We start from the raw sequence: 21,803 nt of genomic DNA on the forward strand, positions 1-21,803 counted from the left end.
TGGCGGCGCCGACGACTCGAGGAGGAGCGCCATGCTGCAACGTGCAACGGTTGCCGTACCCGACGAGGTGCGCGCGTCGCGACAGCGACGATTCGCGGCACCTGCGGCGCGGCTCGCGGAGACGCGCACGCCGGTCGCGGCGAGGCCGCCCGGTCCGCGCGGTGTGCCGTCGGCCGAGTTTCGCGACTTCTGCCGGGCGCTCGCCGACGCGGGCGTCACGATCGATGTCGAGGCGCCGAGGCCGGACCTGTTCCGGGGCGCTGTCGGCTCGTGGCCGCTCGGCGACATGCACCTCCTCAGGGTCGACGGTGGTGCACACGCCGTGCATCGAACGACCACCCTCATCGACTGCGACCCGACCGACTGCGTCGAGTTCGTGGCGGTCGAGCGCGGCCGCGTGCTGCTCGTCCAGGACGGCCGGAGCGTCGCGCTCGAAGACGGCGACATGACGCTCTACGACAGCGACCGCCCGTACTCGATCGCGTGCGACGAGGGCGTGCGCCTGGCGGTCATCATCGTGCCGCGCGCGGCGCTCGCGGTGCCGCCGAACGTGCTCCGTCGCGCGTTCATCCGCCGGTGGCGCGGGGAGACGGGGCCCGGCGCGGTGGTCGGGCCCTACCTCGCGAATCTCGCCGGGCAGGCCGCCGGGCTGCGCGAGGTCGTTGCGCAGCGGTTCGCCCGAACGGCCGCCGGTCTCGTGTCGACGCTGATCGAAGAGACGTGCGCCGACGAGCACGAGGGAGCGCACTCCGCGTTGCTGCAACGTATCGTCGACTACATCGATCGCAACCTCGCCGACCACGAGCTCTCACCCGGCAGAATCGCCGCCGCGCACTTCATCTCGGTGCGGCACCTGCACGCGCTGTTCAGCGCCCACGGCATGACCGTTTCGAGCTGCATCCGCAACCGCCGTCTTGAGCGCAGTTATGAGCAACTGCTCCTGCCCGCCGCGCTCGGCGGAAGCATGGTCGAGATCGCCGAGGCGAACGGGTTCTCGTGCGCATCGCACTTCAGTCGAGTGTTCCGCGCCCGCTTCGGCGTGCCGCCGTCGGCGATTCGGCGGCGCGCGTCATGACGCTCAGGGAGCGTGCAACCGCCCAGGGCGGCCACGCGCCGTTGAGATCGTCCGGGCCGCCGCACGGTGTCGCGCCGTCTCTCCCGGCCGCGTCCGGTGCCCCGCTGTCACCGAGCCGCCGGCGCGCCGCGCGCGGCATCGGTCTCGCCGCTGCGGCCGTGCTGGGCCTGCACCTGTGGGCGGCCTTCGACGCCGGTCTCGGTGGCGCCATGGGGCTGAGCATGCTCGCGCTCGCGGCGATCTGCGTGCCCTGCGTGATCTCGGTGCTCGGCCGGCCATCCGATTCGGTGCTCCGCATGCTCGTGGTGACGAGCGCCATCGTCGCGAGCGCCCACCTGCTGCTCTGCATCGCCGATGGCCACGGAAGCCATCTCCACGGTGCCGCCCCGGCAGGCGCGGGCCTCGTTGACGGCACGGCGGCGGACGCCGGCGGCGCCGACACCGCCGGCCTCCTGGTCATGTTCGCGCTCGCGGCGCTCGACTACGGGGTCGGTCTGGCCGCTGCCGCACTGCTGCGGCGCCGGTCCGGTCATCAGACCGGCGTGGAGATGGCCTCGAGCAGCTGACGGAAGGCCCTCGTGTGACCGTCGGTGCTGCCCGGCGATCGGGTGGCGTCGATGCCCGTCTCGCGGATTGCGCCGACCAGGAGGGCGGCGAGGCCCGGGATATCGAGGCCGGTCACGATCCGGCCCTCGTTCTCCGCCCGCGTGAGGATCTCGACGAAGGCTTCGAGCGAGCGCTGCGAGCCGCTGCCGCGGCGACGCCCGAGCGAGAACAGGTGCGGCCCGTCGATGTTGTAGAAGACGCTGAGCGAGCGTCGCTTCGCGAGGCGCAGCATCGAGCGCTGGTAGGCGCACACCCGATCGATCCAGTCGTCGTGCATGGCCGCGTCGCGCTCGGCGTTGGCGATGATCTCGCGCCCGATCGCCCGGTAGGTCGCCTCGATCAGCTCGGTGCGCCCGCCAGGGAAGTGGGCGTAGAGCGTCGCACGCGATGTGCCCGCGCGTCGCGTGATGCGCTCGATTGTGGCGCCATCGAGACCGTGGTGCTCGATGACCTCGGTCGTCGCGCGCACGAGGTCGGCGCGAGCGCGTCGACGCTGTCGCTCGCGAAGCGTCAGCTCGCTGTCCGGGGAGTACTGGGGCGTCTCGCCACCCTCGGCCCCGTCTGCCGACGCGCCGTCTGGCGGATCGGCAGCGGAATGCTCGTTCGGGTCCATGGGGATGCCGAGTCGAGAGTTCTCAGCGGCCGCCGGCTGCTGCCGACGTCGTGAGTGCGCGATCGAGCGCGTCGATGACCGTGTCGAGCTCCGGGCGTTCGATGACGAGCGGCGGCCTGATCTTGAGCACGCTATCGAACGGCCCGATCTTGCTGATGAGGATGCGTTCGCGCACGAGCGACTCGACGACCTCCTTGGCGAGGGCGCCGTCTGGTCGCCCCTCGGCGTCGACCAGCGACAGCCCGAAGAACAGGCCGCGGCCCTTCGACGCGAGCACGCGGTCGTGGCGCGATGCGAGGTCGCCGAGGCGGTCGCCCACGTAGCGGCCGAGGTCGCCCGCCTTCCCGACGAGACCGCGCTCCTCCACCTCGAGCAGCGTGCTGTGCCCGGCCGCCGCAGCGGCGGGCGTGCCCGCGAACGTGTTGAAGTACATGTTCGACGGGCTGAACGACTCGAGCAGCTCGGCGGTCGTGACGACGCCGCCGATGGGGAAGCCGTTGCCGAGCGGCTTGCCGAGGGTCGCGAAGTCCGGGGTGATGCCGACTGCGTCGTGGCCCCACCAGTCGTCGCCGAGCCGGCCGAGCCCCGCCTGCACCTCATCGGCGATGATGAGGCCGCCGGCGGCGCGCACGCGAGCGACGAGCCCCTCGAGGTATCCCTCGGGGAGGCGGGGGAGCCCCTCCGTGGAGAACGACGAGTCGATCAGCAGCGCGCAGACGCCGTGGCCGGCGGCCTGCAGCTCGGCGATCGCGGTGTCGGCCCCGGCAAGCGCCTCAGCGAGCAGCGTCTCGTCGTCGCCCGCCGTGGGCGTGTCGAGGTCGGGCACGTGGAGCGTGCGGACGTGCTCGCCGAACGGCTCCGACACCTCGAGCCCTGTCGTGAGCTGCGCGAGCGAGATCGTGTTGCCGTGGTAGCTGAAATCGGTGACGAGGATGCCCGTGGCACCGGTCCGGTGGCGGGCGATGCGCAGAGCGAGCTCGTTCGACTCCGAGCCGCTGTTGGTGAAGTAGACGCGGTCGAGGGTCTCGCCGAACGTGCCGAGCAGGGCCTCGGCGTAGTCGACGATGGGCTCGCTCAGGTACCGCGTGTGCACGTTGAGCTTGTGCAGTTGGGCCGAGATGGCGTCGGCGACCCGCGGGTTGGCGTGGCCGACGCTCGGTACGTTGTTGTAGGCGTCGAGGTAGCGTTCGCCGTGCACGTCGGTGAGCCAGACGCCGTCGCCCGAGACGAAGTGCAGTGGGCGGTTGTAGAAGAGCGGCGAGTAGGGGCCGATGGTCGCGCCGCGCCGCTCGAGCAGCGCAGCGTCCGCATCCGGCGCCGCGGCGTCCGCACCGCTCCGATCAAGATAGCTGCGGGCGAGCTCGACGACCACGGGAAGCACCTCGGCCTCGAGGAACTCGCTGGTCTCGTCGCCCGGGCGGTCGGCTGCCCAGCCAAGGTAGGTCGTCGCCCTCGCGAGGATGAGCGTGTCGAGCGCGTCGAGCGCGCGCGTCGGCGTCTCGACCTGCGCGGTGTAGCCCTCGAGCAACGCCTTCCGGAAGGCGGGGTACTCGGGGTGGCGGACGTACCAGAACAGCATGGTGGCGAGGTCGAACAGCCAGTACCCTTCGCCGAAGTCGTCGAAGTCGATGAGCGTGATCTCGTCGCCGTCGACGAGCACGTTCTCCGGTGTCGTGTCGGCGTGAATGACGCCGTACACGTCGTCGTCGCGGCCCAGCGCGGCGAGTTCGCGGCGAATCCCCGAGATCGCCTCAGCCAGCACCTGGCGATCGTCGGCCCGGGTCGCCAGCCGCGTCGCGTCGCCCCAGACGGGGGTCGCGCCGGCGAGGCCGTCTTCGTGCCACGCGTCGCGCTCGAACCCGGGGATGCGGCCTATCTGCCGCGACGCGGCGTGCATGCCGCCCACGATCTCACCGAGCGCGTGGAATCGCTCCGGGGAGGGGCCGGGCTCGCCGTGCCACGCGGCGAGTGTGTCGCCGAACGGCTCGGCGCCGGCGACCCAGTGCTGCACATCGATGAGGTGCCGTGTGCCGTCGGCGTCGGCGACGGTCCCGTCACCGCCCGCGACGGGCTCGACGAACTGCGACACCGGCACGCCGGCGGCGCGCAGGGCCACGGCGTGCCGGACCTCGCAGCTCATCTGGGCGAGGGAGCGGTGGCCGTGGCGATGCACGCGAAGTGCGTAGGGGCGATCGCCGTCGTCGACGCGGAAGACCACGTTCTCGCGCTGCTTGATGAACGTCAGCCGGGCATCCGGTGCGATGCCGAAGAGCGGCAGTGCGCGGCGGGCGAGCTCCGTGGCGGCGTCGAGATCGCGGACGGCGCCGGGGCTGGGCTGGTCGTTCATGGTGCTCCTTCGCGTGCTTGGAGGGCGGGCGCCGCTGCGCTCCGCGTGCCAGAGGACGCCGGCTGGCAGCGCTGGCGCCGTGTCTCGCCAGGCTAATCAGCATGACGCTGGCTTCAGGAAGGGTGGACAAAAAAGCATACCGCCGAAACGAAAACCAGAACCGCGTTCTGGATACAAGAAAGACGTGGAGGGTTTCCGATACCGGCGTTACGTTCGCTTCACCGGTCGACAGCGATGCCGCGCCGGTGTCCCCAAGCATCCGCTGGAGAAGCCATGTCCACTGTTGTACAGCCCCCCTCCCCGAGCTCGTCCGGGCCGTGGCCGGAGCGCGTCGTCGTGACCGGCGGGTCGTCGGGAATCGGCCTCGGCGTCGCTCGCGCGTTCGTCGAGGTCGGATCGACCGTCGGCCTCATCGGCCGCGACCGGGCGCGCCTCGAACGGGCGGCGGCCACGCTCGACGCCGGGGCCGCGGTCGTCACGGCGGCCGCGGACGTGCGCGACGAGCACGAGATCGGCTCGGCCGTCGACTCCCTCGCCGAGCAGCTCGGCGGCATCGACGCCCTCGTCGCGGCTGCCGGCGTCGACGGGGAGATGGGCGCACCCGCCGCCGAGGTGACGGCCGAGAGCTTTCGGGGGGTGCTCGACATCAACGTCGTCGGAGCATTCCTCGCAGTGCAGCGAGCGCTGCCGCACCTGCGGCGGTCGCCCGGCGCGAGCGTCACGTTCATCGGATCGGACTCCGGGTTCGTCGCGGCCCCCGGCATGCTCGCGTACAACGCGTCCAAGGGCGCGCTCGCGCAGCTCACCCGAGCGCTCGCGGTCGAACTGTTCGACGACTTCGGCATCCGCGTGAACAGCGTCTGCCCCTCCATCACGGACACGCCCCTCGCTCGCGCCGGGCTCGGCGTCGACTCGTTCGACGACGTTCCCTACCCCGTACAGACGGTCGATGACGTGGCATGGGCGGTGTTGTCGGTGGCGTCGCGCCGGGCGCGCGCCATCAACGGCGTGAACTTGCTCAGCGACTTCGGCTACACCGGCCGCTCCTCCTTCCCCGCCTGACCGGGCGGCCCGGCCCCCCCGCACTCAGCCGTTCGAAACCTGACGGACACGCGCCGAAACGTTTCCGACCTAACGCTCAAAATACGCTGGCGCACGCCACGAGGCGTGCCCGGCGACCCACAGGCCCCGCCCCGCCCGCCGCCCCGGGCATCAAACCGCCAAGTATCCGGAGGTACCCATGCCAACCGCAGACCAGATCATCGTCAACGCCGTTGTGCACACCGTCGATGGCGACGTGCCGCACGCGACGGCGTTCGCGATCACGGACGGGCTCATCACGGCCGTCGGCAGCGACGAGGAGATCCGCGCCCTCGCCGGCGACGCCACCGAGGTGCGAGACCTCGGGGGCGCGGCGATCGTGCCGGGGCTCATCGACGTGCACAACCACCACCTCATGGCGGGCGAGGGCGACCTCTTCGAACTGCGGTTCCCGCCGACCGCGAGCTTCGACGAGGTCGTCGAGGCCGTGCGCGAGCGCGCCGAGGGACTCGGGCCCGGCGAATGGGTCATCGGCGAAGCCTTCGGCAGCACGCTCATCGACGACTTCTCGACGCTCGAGGCGCGCCGGCGCATCGACGAGGCGGCCGGCGGACGACCCGTCGTGCTCACCGACGACAGCCACCACAACCGCTTCGCCAACACCGCCGCGCTCGAGCTTGCCGGCATCACGGCCGCGACGCCGGAGCCCGAGGGCGGGCGCATCGTCCGCGACCCGGAGACGGGCGCGCCGACCGGCCTGCTCTACGAATCGGCCACACTCGCGGTCACGGCAGCCGTCGACGCGAGCATCAACCGCACCCCCGAGCGCTACCGGCAATCGAGCGCCCGCGCCATCGAGATCCTCCACTCCCACGGCATCACGGCGTTTCAGGATGCCGCAGCCACGGTCGAGATCATGGGCGCGCTTCGCGACCTCGACGATCGCGGCGAACTGCACGCGTGGGTCGTGTCGTCGATGCTCTCGTCGGTGTTCCTGTTCGCGAACACGCCCGTCGGCGACGAGCTCATCGCGCAGCGCGAGAACTTCCGCACGCACCACCACCGGCCCGACTTCGTGAAGGTCGCGCTCGACGGCGTGCCCCCCACCTACACTGGCGCGTTCATCGAGCCCTACCTCGAAGACGAGCAGCACGGGGCGTGCCATTGCGGCACGACCACCATGCCGCCTGAGCAGCTCACCGACTGGCTGCTGCGCACCGCCGCCCAGGGGCTCGGCGCCAAGATTCACTGCACGGGAGACGCCGCGGCGCGCGTCGCGCTCGACGCCATCCAGAAGGTGCGCGAGGCGGGGCACACCGACGTGATCTACCAAATCGCCCACGGCCAGTTCCTGCACCCCGACGACCGGCCGCGACTCGCTGCGCTCGACGTCGTCGCCGACATCTCGCCCTTCCTCTGGTTCCCCGGCGTCATCCCCGACGCGATCGCCGCCGTCAGACCCGCCCCCGAGGCGATGCAGATGCAGCCGAACCGCGAGCTCGCCGACCTCGGCGTGCTCATCGCGGGCGGATCCGACTGGCCCGTCAGCGTCTCGCCGAACCCCTGGGAGGGCATCCAGGGCCTTGTCACGCGCGCCGACCCGCTCGGCCGCGCGCCCGGCACGCTCTGGCCGGAGCAGGCCGTCACGCTCGCGGAGGCGGTCGAGTTCTTCACCATCAATGGCGCCGTCGCCATGGGCATCGGCGAGCTCACGGGTTCGATCACCCCGGGCAAGTCGGCGGACTTCGTCGTCCTCAATCAGGATCCGTTCGCCGTCGACATCGAGCGCGTCATCGACACGCACGCGGTCGAGACCTACTTCGCCGGCACGCGGGTCTACTCGCGCGACTGAACGCGCACCCACCCCACCCCACCCCACGATTCGAAGGAACCCCCATGCGAAGCAAACGTCTCACGACGATCGCCTCGGCGGTCGTCGTCGGCCTGGCGCTAGCCGGCTGCAGCACCACGGCCGCCGATGACGCCGCCGGCGGCGGCTCGACCACGGCCGAAGGCGATGGCACCGTCGACAAGATCCTGTTCGACTACCCCTTCACCTCGCTTCCCGTGTACGGCGCGATCGTCAACATCATCGAGCAGCGCGCCGCCGAGAAGGGCGTCGAGGTCGTGTTCACCAACGACGAGGGCGACCTGCAGACGCAGGTGAGCCAGCTCAACTCGTACCTGACGAGCGACGTGGATGCCGTGGTCTCGTTCCCCGTCGACCCCGCGAGCCTCGAGGGCATCGCCCAGCAGTACCGCGATGCGGGCAAGTACTGGGTGACGTACGGCGGCGACATGGAGAACCAGGACGCGACGCTGCAGTTCAGCTTCTACCAGTCGGGCTACGACCTTGGCGTGGACGCCGCGGAATGGGCAATCGAAAACGTCGGGCCCGACGCCGAGGTGATCCTGCTCACCGAGACCGAGCGCCAAATCGGCCAGGAGCGCACGCAGGGCATGCTCGACGGCCTCGCCGAGGCGGGCCCCGACCTCAACATCGTCGCGCAGCAGCAGACCGTCACGCCCGATGAGGGGCTGTCGACGACGACATCGCTGCTGGCGCAGTACCCGAATGCGAGCGTCGTGCTCGCGGCGGTCGGCGACGCCGCGCAGGGGGCCTACCAGGCGCTCGTCGCGGCGGGCCGGGCCGAGGACGACCCGCAGACGTACGTCGGCGGCCTGGACCCCAACCTGTTCCTGCTGCAGCAGATGGAGGCCGGCAACTTCTTCCGTGCCGCGACGTACTTCTCGCTCGAGGAGCTCGTCGCGAACGTCGTCGACGTGCCGCTGGCGCTCGCGGCCGGTGAGTCGGACCCGAGCGTCGACCTGCCGGTCACGCTCGTCACGGCCGACGACCCGAACCTGCCCGACTACATCGCCGAGCAGGGCGGCTAGGGCCGCTCGGCCCGTCGCGGGCCCGCCACTCGCGACGTCTCCTTCGGCGGCTCCCTCGGGGAGCGGGTATCCCGTCCCCGAGTGAGCCGCCGGGCCACGCATCCCTCCCCGCTGCAACCGACCCACGGAGCCTCATGTCAGCATCCGTCTCCAACCTCACCAAGCGCTACGGCATGACCCTCGCGCTCGACGACGTCACCCTCGATATCCCCGACGGCGAGGTGCACGCGCTGCTCGGCCACAACGGAGCCGGCAAGTCGACCCTCATCAAGTGCCTCGGCGGCGGCGTCTCGCCGACGTCGGGCTCGATCGAGCTCGATGGGCAGAGCTACGACCGCCTGTCGCCCCGCGAGTCGATCGCGGCGGGCGTCGCCGTCATCTACCAGCACCTGAGCGTGGTCGACAACCTCACGGTCGCCGAGAACCTCTTCATCGGTCAGGAGCACACGCGCGCGGGGTTCATCCGCCGTGGGCTGCATCGGGAGCGTGCCCGCGAGGCCCTCGCCACGGTGGGCGCGCACGGCATTGACCCCGACATGAAGGTCGGTGCCCTGCCCGTAGGTCAGCGGCAGCTGGTCGAGATCGCGAAGGCACTGCAGCGGGATGCGCGGCTCCTGATCCTCGATGAACCGACGGCGGCGCTCTCGCGCGACGAGGCCGCGAACCTGGGCGAGCTCGTTCGCGACCTCGCGGGCCGGGGCATCGCGATCCTGTACGTCACCCACCTGCTCGGCGAGGTGCTCACGCTCGCCGACGCCGCGACCGTCATGCGCAACGGGCGCTCGGTGTGGACGGCAAGGGGCAGCGACATCACCCGCGAATCGCTGGTCGCCGCGATCAGCGACGGGCACGGTGCCGTGAGCGACCCGCCCGCGCCGCCGAGGAGCGACGCCGCGCCCGCGTTCGAGGTCGAGGGCCTCGAGGGCCCAGGACTCGGCCCGATCGACCTGCGGGTGCAGCCCGGCGAGATCGTCGTCTGCTACGGCCTGATCGGATCGGGCCGCACGCGCTTCTTCAACACCCTCTTCGGAAGGATGCCGCGCACGGCGGGCGTGGTGCGGGTCGACGGGGTGCCGAAGGCGGCCTCGTCGCCCTCGTCGGCGATTCGCGCCGGCATCGCCCTGGTCCCCGGCGACCGCGCGCGGGAGGGACTCTTCGGGGCGCTTCCCGCGCAGGACAACACGGTCGTGGTGGCGATGCGCAGGCTCGGCGGCGCAGGGTTCCGGTCCCTGAAGGCCGAGCGCGCCGTCTTCGACAGGGTGGGTGCGTGGCTCGGCCTCACGCCCATGTCGGCCGAGCTGCCTGCCGGCCGCTTCAGCGGCGGCAATCAGCAGAAGATCCTGCTCGGCCGGTGGGTGAACGACGCCTCGCAGACACGGGTCCTGCTGCTCGATGACCCGACGCAGGGCGTCGACGTCGGCGCCCGTAAGGACATCTACGACGCGATCAAGCAGCTCGCCGCCGAACGCGGCGCGGCCGTCGTCGTCGCGACGAACGACCCGGACGAGGCCATCGACCTCGGCCACCGCTGCCTCATCTTCGCGCGCGGCCGTGTGGTCGACGAGCTCGTGATCGCCGACACGTCGGCGGATGCGCTGCTCTCGGCGGCGCACGACACCGCAAAAGACACCCGAATCCTCAACCTGCCCGAAGGACGATGATGAACGCCGACAACCGCCTCCTGTCGACACTGGCCGAGGGCCTGATCCGTACCCCGCTGCTGGTCGTGCTCATCGTGATGGTGATCGGCGTGCAACTCGTGACCGGCTCGTTCTTCGAGTGGCAGAACGTCCGCGGCATCCTGCAGGACAGCGCCGTGATCGCGATCATCGCGGTGCCCGTCGCGATGCTCCTCATCTCTGGTTACATCGACCTCTCCGTCGGCTCGTCGCTCGCCCTCGGCGGCGTCGTGGCCTCGCTCATCGTCGCCAATGGCCAGGGCGACCCCGCGATCGCCGTGCTCCTCGCCGTTGTCGCGGGAGCCGTCGTCGGGGCGGTCAACGCCGTGGTCGTGACGATCTTCGGGCTCAACTCGCTGATCACCACGCTCGGCACGCTCACGGCCGTGCGAGGGGCGACCCAGCTCATCAGCCCGACGCCCAAGAACAACTTCGGCGATGGCTTCGGGTTCCTCGGCATCGGCACCATCGCGGGCGTGCCGCTGTCGGTGTGGATCGCCGCGCTCATCATCATCGTCGCGGGCGTCTTCCTGACGCTCACCCCGACCGGTCGCCACGTCTACGCGATCGGCGTGAACCGCGAGGCCGCGTACCTCTCGGGCGTCGCCGTGAAGCGCATCCCGTTCGTGCTCTTCATCGTCTCCGGAGCGGCTGCGGCCTTCGCCGGCACGATCGTCGTCGCGCGCCTCAACAGCGCCCCGGCCGGGCAGATCGGCGGTGGCTTCGAACTCGTGGTGCTGACGGCGGTGCTGCTCGGCGGCGTGGCGCTGACGGGCGGCGAGGGGTCGATGTTCGGTGTGCTCGTCGGCGTGCTCTTCTACGGCGTGCTCAACAACGGACTTGTCTTGCTCGGCGTGACCACGTTCTGGCAAGCCGTCGCGAGCGGTGTCGCGCTCATCGCCGCGATCGGCCTGAGCCGGGTGACGCACGTGCTGCGTGTGCGGCTCGCGGCGGCGAACGCGAGGCGCCTGGCCGCCATGGCGCCGGCATGACCGGCGCAGTGGTCGTGATGACGGACCCTTGACGCTGCTCGTCGCCCTCAAATACGCTCTCGCACGTCGCTGACCGCCCCCGGACACCAGTCCCGAGGTGCAGTCGCGGCGTCGGAAGGTGGTCGGAGGTCCGCCCCGCGCTACCGCCCCGAGAACGCCCGCGCCCGCACCACCTTCGGGCTCTCGCCGTATGCGGCCTTGAAGACGCGGCTGAAGTGCGCGGCGTCGGCGAAGCCCCAGCGCTGACCGACGGCGGCGATCGAGGCGTCGCGGTCGCCGGGGCTCGTCAGGCTCAGATAGCAGCGCTCGAGCCGTCGCGAGCGGACATAGGTCGAAACGGTCGAGCCCTGCTCCTGGAAGAGCGCGTGCAGGTGACGCGTCGAGATGAAGTTCGCGGCCGCGATCGTCGACGGCGACAACGTCGGGTCGTCGAGGTGTTCGTCGATGTAGTCGCGGATGCGCTGAATGCGTGCCCGATGCGGGTCTGCGGCCAAACGCGCCACGTCGAGCTGGTGCGCGAAGAGCGTCTGCAGCAGGTCGATCGCGTTCTGCGCCAGTCGTATGCCCGCGGGGCCCTGTAGCTGCTCGATGTTGGCGCCGAGTGTCGCGAGAAACGGCGACACGACCCGACCGAGCCCCTCATTGCCGTCGAGCCGCACGGCCGTCATCTGCCGCACCAGGTCGCGAGGAATATCGAACTTCTCGTGCGGCAGCTGCACGACCATGACGCGGGTCGGCGACTCGAACCCGAGCCGGTAGGGCGTTGCCGTGTCATAGATCGCGAGGTCGCCGGGGTGGAGTTCATCGCGGCGCCCGCCCTGCTCGAGCCACGAGTCACCCTCGAGCTGGAGGCTGATCTTGAAGAAGTGCCGGCTCGCCGCTGCGATCAGCTCGGGCGTGCGCTCGACGAGGTGCGCGCCCGCGCGCACGTCGGTGAACGTCACCTCGCCGACCGAGGCCTGCGTGACGCTGCCGCGGAACTCCGGCCCCATTTCGGTCGTCACGCGCAATGGCACGAACGACGCCGAGACGGCCGCGCGATACTCCGCCAGGTCCAGTGGGAGCGCATCCAGCTGGATCGGTTCGGTGGCGGGGGCGGCCGCGTGAGGTGTCGTCGTCATATCGGGCGCGCGTCGCGGGGGAGGGCCGCGCGATCGGCGGTCTCCCCACTCTACTCACCGCGCGGCCGAGCCGCCCGGGAGCCCCACCGGCGAAGGGGCGGATCGGATGCCCGTGGGGCCCACGAGCATCCGATCCGCCCCATTGTTGCGCCGGGCTAGCTCGTACGAACGCCGAACACCGGGAGGCGGCCGCCCTCGTCGTCGCCCTCGTCGTCGCCCTGGGCGTGGCAGCACGAGTCGCCGGCAGGCGCGGCAGACCAGTCGGGGATGTCGAGCGCGGGATTGCGGTCGAAGAAGCCGTTGGGCTTGAGCTTGAAGCGGTAGACGTCGACCGGCATGATCGGCCAGTCCTCGGTGCGCGGCAGGTGGGTCGGGCCGAACACATGCCAGAGCACGATGTCGCCGCCGTCGACCGACTCACCGGCCTCGGTGTAGGCGGGCAGGCCCGCGCCGCCCGCGTGCTGGTTCGGGTAGTCGCCCGCCGGCCACAGCTCGCCCGGCTCGTACTTCGACACCCACGTGTGCTTGGCAGCGAAGTTCGCGCGGGCGTGCACGGTCGAGTCGGGGTCGGCCATGAGCACCGGCAGCCCCTCGGGGATGAGCTGATACTCGGTGGGCTTGCCGACGTAGTTGGTGCGCGTCGCCGACCCGATGTGCCAGGTGCGGCCCTTGAGGCCGTCCGCGAGGCGCCCGCCCTCGGTCTCGATGCGGCGCCGCTCCCACGTGAACGCGTTGCCGTACGGGTTGCGATCGCCCTTGGGGATGCCGACGACGTCGACCTCGTCGACGAAGTTGTCCGGCCCGTCGATCTCGACGTCGAGGCGCGCGCAGAAGAGGTGCTGGTGCACGGGCGCGAACAGCCCCGGTGAGATCTCGAGGCGGTGCGGATCCTCGGCCCCCGGCTCGCCGGAGCCCGTGAACACGAGGCCGGTCGCTTTCGCCTCGACCTCGATCGAGCCGTCGAGGTAGAGGTACCAGTAGAAGCCGTAGTCATAGTTGCCGACCGTCGCGAAGTACGAGATCACGAGGCGTCGCTGGCGGCGCACGTCGGGCTTGTACCCCATCTCCGTGTGCTTCCACAGCACGCCGGCGTCCTCCTCGTGCATGCAGACGACCTGGGGGATCACCGCCGGGCGGCCGTGGTCGTCGGCGACGACGCCGTCGAAGTAGTGGATCACGCCGAGGCAGTCGCAACCGAGGGCGAGCGAGTTGGCGTTCTTGCCGAGGTGGTACTCGCCGGCGTCGAAGTAGCTGATCCAGTAGCGGTTGCGCGAGGTGTCGCCGTAGGGCACGACCATCTCGGGCACCGAGCCGCGGTACAGCACGGGGCGCTCGTCGTCGCCGTCCGTGAAGGTCAGCTGATTGAGCACGAGGCCCTCGCGGCTGTTGAAGCCGACGCGGAACTTCCAGTTCTGCCACTCGACCTCGCCGCCGTCGACCGAGAAGCTCGGGCCCTCGGGCTGAGTGATCTCGATGGGCTTCAGGCTCTTCCGCACCTCGCCGATCGACTCGGCGTCGTAGTTCGCCGACGGGGCGGCCGTCGGCACGTCGCCCTCGTCCTGCAGCGAAACGACCTCGCCCGTCGTGAGGTTGACGGTCGCGAGGAGTCCCTCCACCGGGTGTGCCCAGGCGTTGTCGTGGTCGAAGTCGCGAAGGAACGTGAGCGAGCGGACCATTCGGCGACCGATCTCGTCCTCGTACCCGAAGTAGCCGGGCGCGAGCGGCGTGCAGTAGGCGAGGTCCATGCGGTCCTCGAGCCCGCGGCGCCGCATCGCGGTCTGCCACTCGGGGCTCGCCTTGACGATGTCTTCGACGACCATGAACTCTTCGAGCGTGTACGGCGGCTGACCGTAGGGGAAGGTGTCGCTCGGCACGACGCGCTCGTCGACGATGGCGTCGTCCTGCAGTGCGACGACGTACTCGGTCGAGACCCCCGTGTCGGCCTCGAGCACGACGAAGAGCACTCGGCGTTCGAGCGCATCGCCCGGCGTGAACGCGCGCACGGCATCCTTGTCGGGCTCGACCAGCATCACGGTGGGGAACAGCGAGCGCTCGGAGAGCTTGCCCTCGCGCTCGAGGACCGCGCGGCCGCGCGCGATCTCATCGGCGGTGAGCATGTCGAGCGGATGCGTTGCCTCGGTGATGCGCGTGACGCGCTTGCCGTGCGTGTGCGTCGTATCGGCCACTGTGCCGTCCTTTCTCGGGGTGTGCGCCTGGCGGGCGCACGCGGCGATGTCGCGCGGGTGTTTCTCGCGCTGGTCAAGTTTCACCGCGCGACCAGAACGTCGTGCAGATGATGTGCACGCCCGTCCGAAACCCGTGCCGGGAACGGCAAGGAATCGGTGGAGCCTCGCAGCGGCCGACGGGCAGACTCGAGGGACTGGATCACTTCATCAAAGGAGAGAGTGCATGTCGGACTTCATCGTGGTCGGGGCCGGGTCGGCCGGATCGGTCATCACGCGGCGGCTGCTCGACGCGGGCGCGAGCGTCACGCTCGTCGAAGCCGGCGGGAGCGACGACAAGTCCACGATCAGCGACATCGGTCGAGCCGGTGAGCTCTGGTTGACGCCGGATGACTGGGGCTACTACACGACGCCGCAGGAGCACCTCGGCGGCCGGCGGATCCACTGGCCCCGCGGCAAGGTGCTCGGCGGTTCGCACTCGCTCAACGCCTCGATCTACGTGCGCGGCGCGCACGGCGACTACGACCGGTGGGCGCGCGAGGGCGCGACCGGCTGGGCATGGGACGACGTGCTGCCCGTCTTCAAGCGCATCGAGAACTTCTCCGGCGGCGAGAGCGAGCTGCGGGGCGCCGGCGGCCCGCTCGACGTCACGCTCGACTACGAGCGCAACCCGATCTTCGAGTCGATCCACGAGGCCTACGTGCAGGCCGGCGTGCCGGCGAACCCGGACTACAACGGCGAGTCGATCGAGGGCGTCGCGTGGATGCAGCTGACGACCCGAGGTGGCCGACGCCTCTCGTCGTATCGCGCGTACCTGCATCCGGTGATCGACCATGAACGCCTCACGGTGCGCACGGCCGCGTGGACGCACCGCGTGATCATCGAGAACGGCAGGGCCGTCGGGGTCGTCATCGAGGTCGACGGTCGGCTCGAAGAGCTGCGGGCCGACCAGGTCGTGCTGAGCGCCGGCGCGCTCGACACCCCGCGCATCTTGATGCTGTCCGGCGTCGGCCCAGCCGCGCACCTCGCGGAGGTCGGCGTCGACGTCGTCGCCGACGTGCCGGGCGTCGGCGAGAACCTCCACGATCACGTGCTCGTCCCGTTCGTCTACGAGACGACCGCCAGGCAGATCCCCGCGCGCACGGAGAACGAGCCCGTCGCGCAGCTGCACTCCTTCACGACGTTCCGGGCGGGGCTCGACGTGCCCGACACGCAGCCGATCATCTTCTCGGTCCCCATGGTGCCGCCGCCGGAGGGCGTCACGGGCACCTGCTTCACGCTGCACGCGGGCCTCGTGCGGCCCGAGTCGCGCGGGACGTACCGCCTCGCCTCGAACGACCCTTCCGACCTCGTGCTCATGGACCCGCACACCCTCGAGCGGTCGGAGGACGTCAAGAGCCTTCGCGCCTCGATGCGGCAGATGCTCGAGGTGGGATCGCAGCCGGCGCTCGTCGATGAGTGGGGAGCGCGGCTCGTGCTGCCGAACCCGGTCGACCTCGACGATGCGGCACTCGACCGTCACATGCGGCAGGAGGTCACGACCTACCACCACCAGGTCGGTACCTGCCGCATGGGCACCGACGAGCACTCGGTCGTCAACCCGTCGACATTCGAGCTCAACGCCGGCATCGAGGGCCTTCGCATCGCCGACGCCTCGATCATGCCGAGCGTGCCGAGCGGCAACACCAACGCCCCGTCGATCATGATCGGCGAGCGCGCCTCCGATGTGCTGACCGCATAGGGACACGCAACCCGTCCGAACGGGGCGTCTCGAGCTCGGACGCGCAGACGGCACGCCTTCCCCGTCAAACTCGGGCATTTTGCTCGCAAGAATCCGCTTTCGCCGGGGAATGGTTCACGGCACACTCGTGGGCGTGACAGCGGTGTCGACGTTAGTGTGCCGCGGGACACCATTGAGTTGGCGCTGAACCGCACGTGTTCAGCAGAAGGAGCAGCGATGCCGAAGATCACGTATTTCCACCCGGACGGTGCGATCGACACCGTCGAGGTCGCCGAGGGCACGTCGGTGATGCGCGCGGCCCTGGCGAACAGCGTTTCCGGCATCGTCGGCGAGTGCGGCGGGCAGGCGATGTGCGCGACGTGTCACGTCAAGGTGCGCAATGACGCCGACCTGCCGGAGGTCTCGGAGGACGAGGACGAGATGCTCGACTGCACGGTCGACGAGCGGCAGGAGAACTCGCGGCTCGGCTGCCAGCTGATCGCGGGTCGCGACTTCGACGCAATCGAGGTCGACGTCGCAGAACACCAGGTCTAGGCCGGCCGGGCGATGGGTGTCGTCATCATCGGTGCCGGGCACGCGGGCGTGCAGGCGGCGGAGTCGCTGCGGACCGAAGGCTACGAGGGTGCGATCACGCTGCTCGAGAAGACGCCGCATCTGCCGTATCAGCGGCCGCCGCTGTCGAAGGACTACATGAAGGCCGCGGGCGAACCCGCGCCGCTGCCCATGCGCGGCGAGGCGTTCTACGCGCAGCACGGCATCGAGCTTCGCACGGGCGCCGACGTCACCGGCATCGATGCGGACACCCGTCTTGTGCGGCTCGCGGACGGCGAGCAGCTCGCGTACGACGACGTGATCGTCGCGGTGGGTGCGGATGCGCGCCGCGCCTCGTGCGAGGGCGTCGGCCTCGCAGGCGTCGAGTACCTGCGCACGGTTGATGACGCCGCAACGCTTCGCGCCCAGCTCGACGCCGGTCATGGCCGCGTCGTCGTGGTGGGCGCCGGGTTCATCGGGCTCGAGTTCGCCGCCGTCGCCGCCAAGCGGGGCCTCGAGGTCACGGTGATCGACTTCGCGCAGCGACCGATGCAGCGGGTACTGACGCCGTCGATGTCGGAGCACTTCGTCCGGGTGCACGAGGGGCTCGGGGTCACGCTGCGCTTCAACGAGGGCCTCGACCGCTTCGTCGGCGCGAACGGCCGCGTGGCCGGCGTCGTCGGCACGTCGGGTGCGCACTACCCGTGCGACTTCGCCGTCGTGGGCCTCGGTGTGGTCACGGATGAGGCACTCGCCGAGGGCGCCGGACTCGGATACGACCGGGGCATCCTCGTCGACGAGTATCTGCGCAGCACGGTCCCGCATGTCTACGCGATCGGCGACGTCGCGGTGTTTCCCTCGAAGCGCGCCGGAGCCCCCCTGCGGCTCGAGTCGGTGCAGAACGCGACGGACATGGCGAAGACGGTTGCGAAGACCGTCGCGGGCGACCCGACCGAGTACGACGTCGCGCCGTGGTTCTGGTCGAACCAGGGCCCCGCCAAACTCCAGATCGCGGGCCTCGCCGATCCCGCCGACATCGTCATCGAACGCGGCGACCGGGAGACCGGCAAGTTCAGCCAGTTCCTGTTCCGCGACGAACGCCTCGTCGCCGTCGAATCGGTCAACCGGCCCGCCGACCACGTCGCCAGCCGCAAGCTCCTCGAGCACGGGGCAACCATCACGATGGAGCAGGCCCGCGACCCGGAGTTCGACCTCAAGGCATACGCGCGCGCTCTGACGCAGTAGCCGCCGCCCGGTGTTCGCTCTCAGCTTTTCCAAACGGGCATTTCGGTGTGATACTTGAGCTCTTGCGACACGCGCGGGACGCGGGATTCACCCGCCCCTGACCGCGTGACGCGACCGACTTCGTCAGCGTCGACACATCTGCTGCGCCGCCCCGGGGATGCCGTGTTCCCCCGGGGCGGTGCTCTTCTTCGCCCCCTCTCGCCGGGATTTACGGGGAAGTCGGGGCATCGGCCTTCGTGCCTGGCGTGCCCGTGCCCACATTTTGCCCACACTCCACGGCGCGCGCAGCGTCGATGTTCGCCGCCACCGTGTCGAGGTCGGCGTCGAACAAGTCGGCGTACACATCAAGCGTCATCGCGGCCGACGAGTGCCCGAGCATCCGTTGCACGGCCTTCACGTTCGCGCCGGCCGACACTGCGATCGATGCCGCGGAGTGCCGCAGATCGTGCAGCGTGACTGTCGGCATCGTCCGGTGCGTCGCTTGTGCACGTTTCACAGCGGCGACGAACCACCCCCGCTTGCTGTCGGGCCTCATGGGGTAGCCCGTCTTGCCCTCGCCGAACAGGAGATCCTCTGGGCCGTCGATCCGCGCTTCGAGCTCGTCGATGAGGAACCGGGGGATCGGTACCGAACGTTGCTCGTGTCCCTTGGGTGTGCCTACGTCGATGCGTTGTCCGGTCTGTACGGCGTTCTCGACGACGGCGATCCGCTGCCGTTGCACGTCGACGTGTCGACCGCGTAGCGCGATCGCCTCCGACCAGCGCAGCCCGACGTAGGCGAGCACGCGCACGAGGTCGGCGTGCTCACCCGAGTGCTCGGCGACCGTCTCGACCTCGCGGATGCTCAGGTATGGCCGATGCGATTGGCGGCGCCGGGGGAGCGTCACGCCCCGTGCGCGGTTCGCCGGCACGAGGCGATCGTGCACGGCGATGTCGAGGATGCTCGCGAGCACGACGTGCACTCGGCGCACGAGCGACGGCGACTTCGTCTTCGCCAGCTCGGAAACCCAGAGCTGCACGGCCGTGTGCGTCACCTTGGAGACGTGCGTCGACCCCCAGCGCGGTTGTACATGCACGCGCCATGCCGTCTCGGTCGACGCTCGGCTGGACGGCTTCAGTGTCCCTTTGCTTGCGAGCCACCGTGGAGCCAGCTCCGAGACCGTCACCCGCCCGGCTGATGGCGCGACATACTCGCCCTTGAGTTTTGCTACCTCGACCGACGCCGCGAACGCGCCGGCATCACGCTTCGTCTTAAAGCCCCGCTTATCCGTCTGTCGATGGTCCGGGGTCCTGTACCTGACCCTGTACCGAGTGCCGCTCTTCGTCTCGTAGGCCTCAATCGTCGCCATTGATCTCAACTTCGTTAATTGGAATTTCGTCCGCCACCCCGAGCGCCTGGAGCCTCTCTCGTATCCGCGACAGCGCAGTTGGCAGGTGGACGCCGTCTTCCGAAAGCCGAGAGATGGCGAACTTCAGGCCTTGGGTCGCCTGACGCAGCCGTTCCACCAGATGTGACTCGTAGTCTTCGGGGCTCTGACCCATCTCCTTCTCGAAAACGGCTGCGTCGACTTGCCGCCCGTCTCGTCGATGACGGTGGAGGTGATCACCCGCCATCTTCCACTCCATGTAGATCCTCATGTAGAGGTCGATGTCGCGTAGAGCGCCGTATGCGGCTTTGGGCGCTGGGTCCTTGATCGGTTGGGGCGAAGGCTCCAACGAGCCTGAGACCCATAGGCGTAGCCGATTTTGATCGAACTCCTCCTCGACGCGACTCTCCAACGATGCGGTCGAGAAGTTGTAGTTGGAGACCGTACGCGTCATGGGGTGTGGGCCCGCGTCTGCGCCCGGATCAAACAAGTCAGCCAGGAGCGCAACCGGCGGGACGCCTAACACTCGTGCCACAGCCAGCAGCTGCAGAACGGACAGGTCCTTCTTGCGACCGTTCTCCAAGTCAGCGATCTGCGATCTGCTGAGCCCGTTCTTCGCCGCATCAGCCAACGCCTGAGCGCTGATTCCAGCCAGCTTCCGGTAGCGCGCGATGTTCGCGCCGAGTCTGAGGGTCGGAGTTTCACTCACACTCCCACAATACGGTGCATTTTGTGTATGGTGGTCACCACCACAGAACAGCCGGTTCTGTGGGACCCGGACCCACAGGAGGATCGCCATGACAAGCACAAGTCTCGCGTCGCTCGACGGTGTGGACCACGGCGCGTTGCCCGTGTACCTCACACCTGAACAGGTTTGCGACCGTTTTCCCGGGCTAACTAAGGGGAACTTGGCCCAGCGCCGATACAAGGGCCTTGCGCCGAAGTGGCTCTCGCCGACGCCTCGGACGATCCTCTACAGAGAATCGGATGTGGTTGCGTGGATCGAGGCAAGCGAACGGACGATCACCGGCGACGCGGGGTAGCCATGACGGCGATCGCCGAGACCACAGCCACCCCTGACCTTGAGGTCGGGGCACCTAGCCTCCGAGAGGAGATTCGAGCGTTCCTCGAATCCGCAGGAATCACGCGCTCGAAGTCATGGGTGCACCGCATGTCGAGGAAGTACGCCCGCACCGCCATCCCGGGCACTCCTGTTCGCCTGTTCGTCGCAACCCGCATCGTGCTGAGCCTCGAAGAGCACCGCCATGTCGCCGGACGTGCAGACCTGCAGCACCTGTTCGGTCACGCGGATCCGACCGCAACGACCGCTCTGGCCAACGTCGCTCGTGAGAGCCGTCGGGGCGCTGCGGCGTGACCCCGGCATCGAGTTTCGCCCTGCTGGCGATGCTGTTGCTCGGTGCAGCGCTAGTCGCCTACCTGCTCGAAAGCCATCTCGAAAACGAATCGACCCCCGCTGATCCCTGCTGCGCCAACAGCAAGGGCGAGGGTCGCGATCCGAACCCAACCCATACGAAGAGGACGGAGATTTCTAGTGTCCCAGACGAACGCGATGATGACCACCGCCCCGCTCGTGCCGATTGTCAGCGACGGGCGGGGTGAGCAAGCCGTCTCTGGCCGCGCGCTCCACTCGTTCCTCGACATCGGCACCGAGTACGCCCGCTGGATGCAGCGCATGCTCGACTACGGCTTCACCGAGGGCCGCGACTACGAGGTAATCGTCAAAAGTGACGAAAACCCCCTCGGGGGTCGCCCGAGCACGGATCACGTCGTGACGCTGGACATGGCGAAGGAGTTGTGCATGATCCAGCGGACGCCGTTGGGGAAGCAGGCCCGCGAGTACTTCATCGAGGTGGAGAAGCGTCACAGGGCGCAGCAGCCGGACCTCTCGACGCCGCAGGGAGTGCTCGCGATGGCGAAGCAGCTCACGGCGACGGCGGAGGAACTGGTCGCTGCGCACGAGCAGCTCGAACAGCAACATCCGCTCGTGCAGCAGGCGCTCACGTACCAGGCCGGGCACAACAAGACCACCCGTCAGGACTTCGCCCGCGAGGTGATCGCCTGGGCGCAGTCCGCCGGTTACCGGGTGCTGCAGCGCGAGGTGTTCTTGTTCTTGTCGAAGAAGCTTGGCTTGTTCGTGAGGGGCGAGCGATCGGACGCGGGCACCGCCACCGTGGACGCGATTAGGCGAGGCCTCGCTGTGACGGAGAAGGGCACGGCCGGCTCGGGGCACAACTTCGCCACAGGCAAGCTCACGCCGGTCGGAAAGACGTACGCGTTCGAGCGCGTCGTCCGGTACATCGAGCAGAACGGGACGCTCGCGCTGCCGCAGGCGATCAGCCGATGA

The 21,803-nt window shown here is 69.4% G+C and carries 19 protein-coding genes; 13 read left to right on the top strand and 6 right to left on the bottom strand.

From position 1 onward, the window contains the following. Positions 1-31 precede the first annotated feature (31 nt). A complete protein-coding gene (locus F8O04_RS11940; protein ID WP_158029585.1) occupies positions 32-1,075 on the top strand; it encodes an AraC-like ligand-binding domain-containing protein in 1,044 nt (347 codons plus the stop codon). Then, entirely contained in the window at positions 1,072-1,641 is a 570-nt protein-coding gene (locus tag F8O04_RS11945) for a hypothetical protein (protein WP_158029586.1), read from the top strand. The genes F8O04_RS11940 and F8O04_RS11945 overlap by 4 nt, the downstream gene beginning before the upstream one ends. On the opposite strand, the gene F8O04_RS11950 is transcribed toward F8O04_RS11945, so the two are convergent. Next, on the bottom strand, positions 1,608-2,294 hold the full coding sequence (locus tag F8O04_RS11950) for a TetR/AcrR family transcriptional regulator (RefSeq protein ID WP_158029587.1): 687 nt from the start codon (positions 2,292-2,294) through the stop codon (positions 1,608-1,610). The two genes, F8O04_RS11945 and F8O04_RS11950, sit on opposite strands and share 34 nt — an antisense overlap. Before the next feature lie 22 nt (positions 2,295-2,316). Beyond that, positions 2,317-4,641, bottom strand: a complete 2,325-nt coding sequence (locus F8O04_RS11955; RefSeq protein ID WP_225735033.1) for an aminotransferase class III-fold pyridoxal phosphate-dependent enzyme — start codon at positions 4,639-4,641, stop codon at positions 2,317-2,319. A 273-nt stretch (positions 4,642-4,914) separates the two neighbouring features. Here F8O04_RS11955 and F8O04_RS11960 point away from each other — a divergent pair, with 273 nt between their 5' ends. The 5 genes from F8O04_RS11960 to F8O04_RS11980 all read left to right on the top strand — a co-directional run bounded on the left by F8O04_RS11960 (position 4,915) and on the right by F8O04_RS11980 (position 11,251). Further along, entirely contained in the window at positions 4,915-5,703 is a 789-nt protein-coding gene (locus F8O04_RS11960) for an SDR family NAD(P)-dependent oxidoreductase (protein ID WP_158029588.1), read from the top strand. Positions 5,704-5,881: 178 nt separating this feature from the next. After that, positions 5,882-7,534 carry an amidohydrolase gene (locus F8O04_RS11965; protein ID WP_158029589.1) on the top strand — a complete coding sequence of 551 codons (1,653 nt, stop codon included), beginning with the start codon at positions 5,882-5,884 and terminating at the stop codon, positions 7,532-7,534. Positions 7,535-7,578: 44 nt separating this feature from the next. Beyond that, complete coding sequence (locus tag F8O04_RS11970) at positions 7,579-8,580, top strand: sugar ABC transporter substrate-binding protein (protein ID WP_158029590.1); 1,002 nt, start codon at positions 7,579-7,581, stop codon at positions 8,578-8,580. Positions 8,581-8,714: 134 nt separating this feature from the next. Continuing rightward, positions 8,715-10,241: a sugar ABC transporter ATP-binding protein gene (locus F8O04_RS11975; protein ID WP_158029591.1), complete on the top strand. Its 1,527-nt coding sequence runs from the start codon at positions 8,715-8,717 to the stop codon at positions 10,239-10,241. Then, positions 10,241-11,251, top strand: a complete 1,011-nt coding sequence (locus tag F8O04_RS11980; protein WP_225735034.1) for an ABC transporter permease — start codon at positions 10,241-10,243, stop codon at positions 11,249-11,251. Before F8O04_RS11975 ends, F8O04_RS11980 begins: the two co-directional genes overlap by 1 nt. Before the next feature lie 140 nt (positions 11,252-11,391). On the opposite strand, the gene F8O04_RS11985 is transcribed toward F8O04_RS11980, so the two are convergent. Together F8O04_RS11985 and F8O04_RS11990 are read right to left on the bottom strand one after the other, a co-directional pair. Beyond that, positions 11,392-12,372, bottom strand: a complete 981-nt coding sequence (locus tag F8O04_RS11985) for an AraC-like ligand-binding domain-containing protein (protein ID WP_158029593.1) — start codon at positions 12,370-12,372, stop codon at positions 11,392-11,394. Between the two features lie 155 nt (positions 12,373-12,527). Next, on the bottom strand, positions 12,528-14,558 hold the full coding sequence (locus F8O04_RS11990) for a primary-amine oxidase (RefSeq protein ID WP_225735035.1): 2,031 nt from the start codon (positions 14,556-14,558) through the stop codon (positions 12,528-12,530). A 223-nt stretch (positions 14,559-14,781) separates the two neighbouring features. On the opposite strand from F8O04_RS11990, the gene F8O04_RS11995 reads away from it, so the two are divergent. The 3 genes from F8O04_RS11995 (at position 14,782) to F8O04_RS12005 (ending at position 18,072) form a co-directional block, all read left to right on the top strand. After that, positions 14,782-16,296: a GMC family oxidoreductase gene (locus F8O04_RS11995; protein WP_158029594.1), complete on the top strand. Its 1,515-nt coding sequence runs from the start codon at positions 14,782-14,784 to the stop codon at positions 16,294-16,296. Positions 16,297-16,512: 216 nt separating this feature from the next. Then, positions 16,513-16,830, top strand: coding sequence for a 2Fe-2S iron-sulfur cluster-binding protein (locus F8O04_RS12000; RefSeq protein WP_158029595.1), 318 nt, complete (start codon positions 16,513-16,515; stop codon positions 16,828-16,830). A gap of 12 nt (positions 16,831-16,842) precedes the next feature. Further along, entirely contained in the window at positions 16,843-18,072 is a 1,230-nt protein-coding gene (locus tag F8O04_RS12005) for an NAD(P)/FAD-dependent oxidoreductase (protein ID WP_158029596.1), read from the top strand. Between the two features lie 208 nt (positions 18,073-18,280). On the opposite strand, the gene F8O04_RS12010 is transcribed toward F8O04_RS12005, so the two are convergent. Both F8O04_RS12010 and F8O04_RS12015 read right to left on the bottom strand, forming a co-directional pair. Beyond that, entirely contained in the window at positions 18,281-19,420 is a 1,140-nt protein-coding gene (locus tag F8O04_RS12010) for a site-specific integrase (protein WP_158029597.1), read from the bottom strand. Further along, positions 19,407-20,147 (bottom strand): helix-turn-helix domain-containing protein, encoded by a 741-nt coding sequence (locus F8O04_RS12015; protein WP_188726429.1) that lies wholly within the window; start codon positions 20,145-20,147, stop codon positions 19,407-19,409. Before F8O04_RS12015 ends, F8O04_RS12010 begins: the two co-directional genes overlap by 14 nt. A gap of 88 nt (positions 20,148-20,235) precedes the next feature. Here F8O04_RS12015 and F8O04_RS12020 point away from each other — a divergent pair, with 88 nt between their 5' ends. From F8O04_RS12020 to F8O04_RS12030, 3 genes are all read left to right on the top strand, one after another. Then, positions 20,236-20,481, top strand: a complete 246-nt coding sequence (locus F8O04_RS12020) for a helix-turn-helix transcriptional regulator (RefSeq protein ID WP_158029599.1) — start codon at positions 20,236-20,238, stop codon at positions 20,479-20,481. Between the two features lie 128 nt (positions 20,482-20,609). Continuing rightward, positions 20,610-20,813 carry a hypothetical protein gene (locus F8O04_RS12025; protein ID WP_158029600.1) on the top strand — a complete coding sequence of 68 codons (204 nt, stop codon included), beginning with the start codon at positions 20,610-20,612 and terminating at the stop codon, positions 20,811-20,813. 177 nt (positions 20,814-20,990) lie between these two features. After that, positions 20,991-21,803: an antA/AntB antirepressor family protein gene (locus F8O04_RS12030; protein WP_225735036.1), complete on the top strand. Its 813-nt coding sequence runs from the start codon at positions 20,991-20,993 to the stop codon at positions 21,801-21,803.

The organism is Pseudoclavibacter endophyticus, from assembly GCF_008831085.1.
Classification (GTDB): Bacteria; Actinomycetota; Actinomycetes; order Actinomycetales; family Microbacteriaceae; genus Pseudoclavibacter; species Pseudoclavibacter endophyticus.

Excerpts from the sequence above, each read along its gene's own strand:
- F8O04_RS11940 (WP_158029585.1), top strand. The coding sequence starts at position 32 with ATGCTGCAACGTGCAACGGTTGCCGTACCCGACGAGGTGCGCGCGTCG.
- F8O04_RS11945 (WP_158029586.1), top strand. The coding sequence starts at position 1,072 with ATGACGCTCAGGGAGCGTGCAACCGCCCAGGGCGGCCACGCGCCGTTG.
- F8O04_RS11950 (WP_158029587.1), bottom strand. The coding sequence starts at position 2,294 with ATGGACCCGAACGAGCATTCCGCTGCCGATCCGCCAGACGGCGCGTCG.
- F8O04_RS11955 (WP_225735033.1), bottom strand. The coding sequence starts at position 4,641 with ATGAACGACCAGCCCAGCCCCGGCGCCGTCCGCGATCTCGACGCCGCC.
- F8O04_RS11960 (WP_158029588.1), top strand. The coding sequence starts at position 4,915 with ATGTCCACTGTTGTACAGCCCCCCTCCCCGAGCTCGTCCGGGCCGTGG.
- F8O04_RS11965 (WP_158029589.1), top strand. The coding sequence starts at position 5,882 with ATGCCAACCGCAGACCAGATCATCGTCAACGCCGTTGTGCACACCGTC.
- F8O04_RS11970 (WP_158029590.1), top strand. The coding sequence starts at position 7,579 with ATGCGAAGCAAACGTCTCACGACGATCGCCTCGGCGGTCGTCGTCGGC.
- F8O04_RS11975 (WP_158029591.1), top strand. The coding sequence starts at position 8,715 with ATGTCAGCATCCGTCTCCAACCTCACCAAGCGCTACGGCATGACCCTC.
- F8O04_RS11980 (WP_225735034.1), top strand. The coding sequence starts at position 10,241 with ATGAACGCCGACAACCGCCTCCTGTCGACACTGGCCGAGGGCCTGATC.
- F8O04_RS11985 (WP_158029593.1), bottom strand. The coding sequence starts at position 12,372 with ATGACGACGACACCTCACGCGGCCGCCCCCGCCACCGAACCGATCCAG.
- F8O04_RS11995 (WP_158029594.1), top strand. The coding sequence starts at position 14,782 with ATGTCGGACTTCATCGTGGTCGGGGCCGGGTCGGCCGGATCGGTCATC.
- F8O04_RS12000 (WP_158029595.1), top strand. The coding sequence starts at position 16,513 with ATGCCGAAGATCACGTATTTCCACCCGGACGGTGCGATCGACACCGTC.
- F8O04_RS12005 (WP_158029596.1), top strand. The coding sequence starts at position 16,843 with ATGGGTGTCGTCATCATCGGTGCCGGGCACGCGGGCGTGCAGGCGGCG.
- F8O04_RS12010 (WP_158029597.1), bottom strand. The coding sequence starts at position 19,420 with ATGGCGACGATTGAGGCCTACGAGACGAAGAGCGGCACTCGGTACAGG.
- F8O04_RS12020 (WP_158029599.1), top strand. The coding sequence starts at position 20,236 with ATGACAAGCACAAGTCTCGCGTCGCTCGACGGTGTGGACCACGGCGCG.
- F8O04_RS12025 (WP_158029600.1), top strand. The coding sequence starts at position 20,610 with ATGTCGAGGAAGTACGCCCGCACCGCCATCCCGGGCACTCCTGTTCGC.